Here is a 5480-nt window from a genome sequence, read left to right on the forward strand (position 1 = left end):
GTTGAGCGCTACCGCTGTCAAGAGCCGTCAGTGAAGAGCTCCGCGCGGACCGCGTCCCGGGCGGTTTCGACCGCGCCGATGGCCACCGCGTCGTCTCCCAGCGCGGAGATCGCCAGGCCTGGCAACTCGTACAGGATCTCGGCGAGGTGGCGCCGCACCGGCTCCATCACCGTCTCGCCGGCACGCGCGACGCCCCCGCCCACCACGACCAACTGCGGGTCCATGGCGAGAACCATGGCGCCCACTCCCTCGGCGAGTGCTCGCGCGTAGTCGTCGACGGCCTCGACCGCGCGCTTGTCCCCCCGCCTGGCCTGCGCGAAGACCCACTCGCGGGAGTTCATGCCGGGAGCGACCCCCGCGTCGGAGAGCAGCTTGCGGGGTGCCGCCTCCCAGCCCAGGCCGGGGTGCCGGCCGATCTCTCCGGCAGCCCCCCGGCCGCCGCCGAACGGCCTGCCGTCCACCAGGACGCCGACGCCGAGGCGGTGCCCCGCATGCACGTACAGGACGTGGTCGACCCCCTGGGCGGCACCGACGCGGTGCTCGGCGAGGACCGCGAGGTTGGCGTCCTTGACGGCGCTCACCGGGCACTCCAGACGGGCGGTGAGTTCCTTGGCCAGCGCCGTGCCGGTCCAGTCCGGAATGGCCACGCTCAGCCGCACGACACCGTCGGCGATGATGCCTGGGGAACCGGCGCAGGCCGCCCACAACCGCGGCGTGCCGGCCGGCATCGTCCGTCGCAGCAGACTGACAGCGGCGTCGATGCGCCCGTCCGCGTCCAGAGCCGGGTCGATGGCGGTCCGAGCGGCCGCCACCTGCGCGCCGGCGAGGTCGGCGATCCGCACCGACACCGCGTGCGCCCCGATGTCGAGGCCGGCCACGATGCCCGCGTCCGCGGCGAAGCGGTACCGCTGCGCGGGTCGCCCCCCGGTCGGGGCGTTGTCGAATCCGTCCAGGACGAGGAGTCGAGACTCCACCAGTGAGGTCAGGATGCCCTGCACGGTGGGGCGGGACAGCCCGGTCTCGCGGGCGACACCGCTGATGGTCAGCGACGGCCCTTCGTAGAGGAGCCGCAGCACACGACGCGTGTTCAGGTGCCGTAAGGCGCTCTGGTCCCCGCCTGGAAGAGCATCTCCCACGGTCATTCGCTGCCCCTTGACGTGCGTTCGTCGACGGCTCACTATAGCGAACGCAAGTTTCCTTCGAAACTACTCCTGCCCAGGGAGACCCCCATGAAATCGATGACATCAGCGAAGAGTGCGCTCAGCGCGGCCGCCGTGCTCCTCGCGCTCGGAGCGTGCGCGCCGGGCAGTTCGTCGGACGGTGAGCCGGCCGCCGACGCCAACGCGGCGGTCCAGACCGGTGTGCCGGCCGGACCTGTGGAACTCAACCTGATCGCCACCCCCGAGTCGGGCGCCGCCATGAAGGACATCATCCCGGCGTTCCAGGCGAAGCACCCCAACGTCAAGATCAATTACGTCGACACCACGTACGACGACTACAACAAGTCACTCAACCTCGCGTTGTCCAGTGACACCTCGCCCGACATCGTGCTGCTCAACGCGGTGGGCACCACGGTCAAGGACCAACTGATCCTCAACCTCCAGCCCTACGCCAAGGCGTACGGCTGGGAGTCGGCGTACCCGGCCGGGCAGCTCAACCAGTGGCGGGTCGCCAAGGACGGCACCACCCTCGGGTCGGGCGACCTGTACGCGGCACCCGCGTCCTTCTCCCAGGTCGGTCTCTACTACAACAAGGCCACGTTGAAGAAGCTCGGCATCGACGCGGCTCCGACCTCATTGGAGGACCTGGAGGCCGCGCTGGCCAAGGCCAAGGCCGGCGGTGAGACCCCGCTGCAACTCGGCAACAAGGAGGGCCACGCCTCCTTTCCGATCCAGCTCATCGGTCAGTCCACGGACGGCCCGGCCGCGTACGCCAAGTGGGTCTTCGGCGAGGGTGGATCCACCTTCGACACCGCCGGGAACACCAAGGGCGCCCAGAGCATCACCGACTGGGGTACGAAGGGCTACTACTCCAAGGACGCCAACGGCATCGACCTGCAGGGTGCCGTGGACAAGTTCACCAAGGGCGACGGCGTCTTCTTCGTCGACGGTTCCTGGGACTCGAAGAAGATCGGCGACGCACTGAAGGGCGATGCCGGCTTCGTGCCGTTCCCCGGCCCCAAGGCCACCGCGATCGGCACCTCGGTCGCGTACGGGATCTCGCGGAAGTCGAAGAACGCGCAGGCCGCCGCCGCCTTCCTGGACTTCCTGCGCGGCCCGGAGGCTGCCAAGGCCTCGTTCGCGCAGGGTTTCCTGCCCTCGGACACCTCGACGGTGACCGCTGAGCCCGGCACCATCTCCGCCGACCTGATCGCCGCCTGGAACAAGGTCAACGCCGATGACGGGCTCATCGGGTTCAACAACAACGCCACAGCGACCATGAACGACACGCTGGTCGCCGAGACTCAGAAGCTGATCGCCGGCAAGGTCGACCCGGCCACGTTCATCCGGGCCGTCCAGTCCGACTGGGCCAAGACGCATGGCTGACAGCCTCGCGAATCGCGTGGCCGTCCGGGACCGCACCGTCGTCGCCCCCGCGACGCCGGTGCGGGCCCGGCGGTCGCGGGCACGACTCGTACCGCTGCTCTACACCGCACCGGCGCTGCTCTTCTACGCGGCCTTCGTGATCGCGCCCTGGCTGCACAGCCTCTGGATCTCGTTCTGGGACTGGAACGGGATCGGCGTCGCCACCTGGGCCGGGCTCGACAACTACCGGGAGATCCTCGCCGACCCGGCGCTACGGCTCTCCCTGGTCCACGCCTTCGGGCTGATCCTCTTCTACTCGGTCATCCCGATCTGCTTCGGCCTGGTGCTGGCGGCGCTCGTCGCGAACGTGCCCTGGAAGGGCATGCCCTTCGTCCGTACCGTGATATTCCTGCCGCAGATCCTTCCGCTGGTCGCGGTCGGCAGCGTCTGGAAGCTGTTCTTCGACGACGACGGACCGTTCAACGCGCTGCTGCGCGCGGTCGGCCTGTCCGACTTCACCCGCGCCTGGCTGGGTGACTTCACCTGGGCCTACCCCGCGGTCGGAGTCGTCGGGACCTGGGTCTCGACCGGGCTCTGCTTCCTGCTGCTGTACTCCGGAATCGGCAAGATCGATCCGGCTCTGTACGAAGCCGCCCGGCTCGACGGCGCCGGCGCGATCCACGAGTTCTGGCACGTCACAGTGCCGGGTCTGCGCCGGGAGATGTCGGTGGCCGCGACCGTCACCGTGATCGCCGCCCTGGCCAGCTTCGACGTCGTCTACGTGATGACCGCCGGCGGCCCCGGTGAGTCGACACTGGTGCCCGGTGTCGCCATCTACCGGCTGACCTTCACCGCGGGGCAGGTCGGCACCGCCTGTGCGCTCGCCGTCGTCCTGTCCCTGCTGACCTGCGCGGTCATGTTCGCCCTCAACCGCCTCACCCGGGAGAAGACATGATCCGGTCGATGACCCGGTTGTCGCTGCTGGCCGCCACCGCCTCGGTGCTGGTTCCCTTCTACGCGATCCTCGCCGCGTCGCTGCAATCACAGGACAATCTCAGCCCGGGCCTCGCGTGGCCGTCGGATCCGCAGTGGCACAACTACGTCGACGCCTGGTCGACCGGCGGCTTCGCTGACCTCATGCGGTCCAGCCTGATCATCGCGCTCGGCGTCGTACCCCTCGCGCTGGTGCTCGCGACGCTCGCCGGATACGGGCTGGCGATGATGCGGCTAGCCGTCCGGGGGCCGATCTTCGCGTTGCTCATGCTGGGTCTGGCCCTGCCGTACGAGTCGATCGTGATCCCGCTCTACTACGACCTCAAGTCGATCGGACTCCTCAACACCTACTGGGCGGTCATCCTGCCGCTCATCGGGGCGTTCATGCCGTTCGGGGTGTTCTGGATGCGGAGCCACTTCGAGTCGCTGCCGCCGGAACTCACCGAGGCCGCCGAGATGGACGGCGCGACCAGCAGGCAGATCCTGCGCCAGGTCCTGCTGCCCACCGCCCGGCCGGCGCTCACCACCCTCGGCCTTCTCTACTTCATGTGGGCGTGGAACCAGTTCCTGCTCGCGCTGATCCTGATCCAGGACCCGGCGATGCGGACGGCGCCGTCCGGGCTCGGCAAGTTCATCCAGGCCTACGGCCGCAACATCCCGCTGCTCAGCGCCGGAACGATCATCGTCATCGTGCCAGTGGTCATCCTCTACCTCTTCTTCCAGCGCCACTTCGTCAAAGGCATCCTTTCCGGCGCCATCAAATAGGAGACACCTGATGTCCATCACACTGGCGATCGTCGGTGCCGGAGCGCGAGGCGCCGCCTACGCGCGGCTCGCCGTGGCCACCGCAAACGCCACGATCGCGGCTGTCGCCGATCCCGACCCCGCCCGCCGCATCACCCTGGCCGACGAGTTCGACGTACCCGCCGAGCGCCGGTTCGCCTCGTGGGAAGACCTCGCCGCACAGCCCCGGCTCGCCGACGCGGTGATCGTCGCGACCCCCGATCGCGCGCACGTCGAGCCGGTGGTGGCCTTCGCCGAGCGCGGCTACGCGATCCTGCTGGAGAAGCCGATGGCGCCGCTGCCCGAGCAGGCGGAACGCATCGTCGCCGCAGCCGTCGACAACGACGTCCTCCTCGCCGTCTGTCACGTACTCCGGTACACGCCCTACTCCCAGACGCTCAAGCGGCTGATCGACGCCGGGCGGATCGGTGCGATCGTCAGCATCGACCACCTGGAACCTGTCGGTTGGTGGCACCACGCCCACAGCTACGTGCGCGGCAACTGGGCGGTGGAGGCCGAATCCTCCTCGATGCTGCTCGCCAAGTCCTGCCACGACATCGACTGGCTCGGCCACCTCATCGGCCGGCCGGTCCGCCGGGTCTCCTCCTTCGGCGGCCTCGCCCACTTCCGGCCGGAGAACCGTCCGGCTGGAGCGACCGAACGCTGCGTCGACTGCCCGGTCGAACGATCCTGTGCCTACTCCGCGATCCGGATCTACGAACGGTTCCTCGGTGACCCCGTCCACGAGGCATGGCCGCTGGGCGTGCTCACCGACGATGTCAGCGCGGACGGCGTCCGCAAAGCCCTGGAGGACGGCCCGTACGGCGTCTGCGTCTACACAGGTCGCAACGACGTCGTCGACCACCAGGTGGTCAACCTCGAATATGAGGGCGGCAGCACCGTCGCCTTCACGATGACGGCCTTCACGGCGCTCGACTTCCGCAAGACCCGGATCTTCGGCACGCTCGGCAGCATCGAGGGCGACGGTCGCACCCTGCGGGTCCACGACTTCCTCACCGACACCGTCGAGACCATCGACCTGGATCCCGACGGCGACGCCTCGGCCGCCGACGGGCACGGCGGCGCCGACGCGGCACTCATCGAGGCGTTCATCGCGGCGGCACCACCGGTGACCGCTCACTGGTCACCTCCGGACCCGAGGAGAGCATCTCCTCACAC

5 protein-coding genes are annotated in these 5480 nt (G+C 68.9%); 4 read left to right on the top strand and 1 reads right to left on the bottom strand.

Translation table 11 applies throughout. From position 1 onward, the window contains the following. Positions 1-17 precede the first annotated feature (17 nt). Positions 18-1142 (bottom strand): ROK family transcriptional regulator, encoded by a 1125-nt coding sequence (locus KBX53_RS20790; RefSeq protein ID WP_210861128.1) that lies wholly within the window; start codon positions 1140-1142, stop codon positions 18-20. A 96-nt stretch (positions 1143-1238) separates the two neighbouring features. Here KBX53_RS20790 and KBX53_RS20795 point away from each other — a divergent pair, with 96 nt between their 5' ends. The 4 genes from KBX53_RS20795 to KBX53_RS20810 all read left to right on the top strand — a co-directional run. After that, positions 1239-2546, top strand: a complete 1308-nt coding sequence (locus tag KBX53_RS20795; RefSeq protein ID WP_210861129.1) for an ABC transporter substrate-binding protein — start codon at positions 1239-1241, stop codon at positions 2544-2546. Between the two features lie 16 nt (positions 2547-2562). Continuing rightward, positions 2563-3480: a sugar ABC transporter permease gene (locus KBX53_RS20800; protein ID WP_309140819.1), complete on the top strand. Its 918-nt coding sequence runs from the start codon at positions 2563-2565 to the stop codon at positions 3478-3480. 8 nt (positions 3481-3488) lie between these two features. Then, positions 3489-4283: a carbohydrate ABC transporter permease gene (locus tag KBX53_RS20805; RefSeq protein WP_247675950.1), complete on the top strand. Its 795-nt coding sequence runs from the start codon at positions 3489-3491 to the stop codon at positions 4281-4283. A gap of 10 nt (positions 4284-4293) precedes the next feature. Then, a partial coding sequence (locus KBX53_RS20810) for a Gfo/Idh/MocA family protein (RefSeq protein ID WP_247675951.1) occupies positions 4294-5480 on the top strand: 1187 nt, incomplete at its 3' end.

It is taken from the genome of Micromonospora sp. M51, from assembly GCF_018070305.1.
In the GTDB taxonomy this organism is placed as follows: domain Bacteria; phylum Actinomycetota; class Actinomycetes; order Mycobacteriales; family Micromonosporaceae; genus Micromonospora; species Micromonospora parva.

What these genes read in the sequence shown, in the direction of transcription:
- KBX53_RS20795 (WP_210861129.1), top strand. Translation starts at nt 1,239, where the DNA reads ATGACATCAGCGAAGAGTGCGCTCAGCGCGGCCGCCGTGCTCCTCGCG.
- KBX53_RS20790 (WP_210861128.1), bottom strand. Translation starts at nt 1,142, where the DNA reads ATGACCGTGGGAGATGCTCTTCCAGGCGGGGACCAGAGCGCCTTACGG.
- KBX53_RS20805 (WP_247675950.1), top strand. Translation starts at nt 3,489, where the DNA reads ATGACCCGGTTGTCGCTGCTGGCCGCCACCGCCTCGGTGCTGGTTCCC.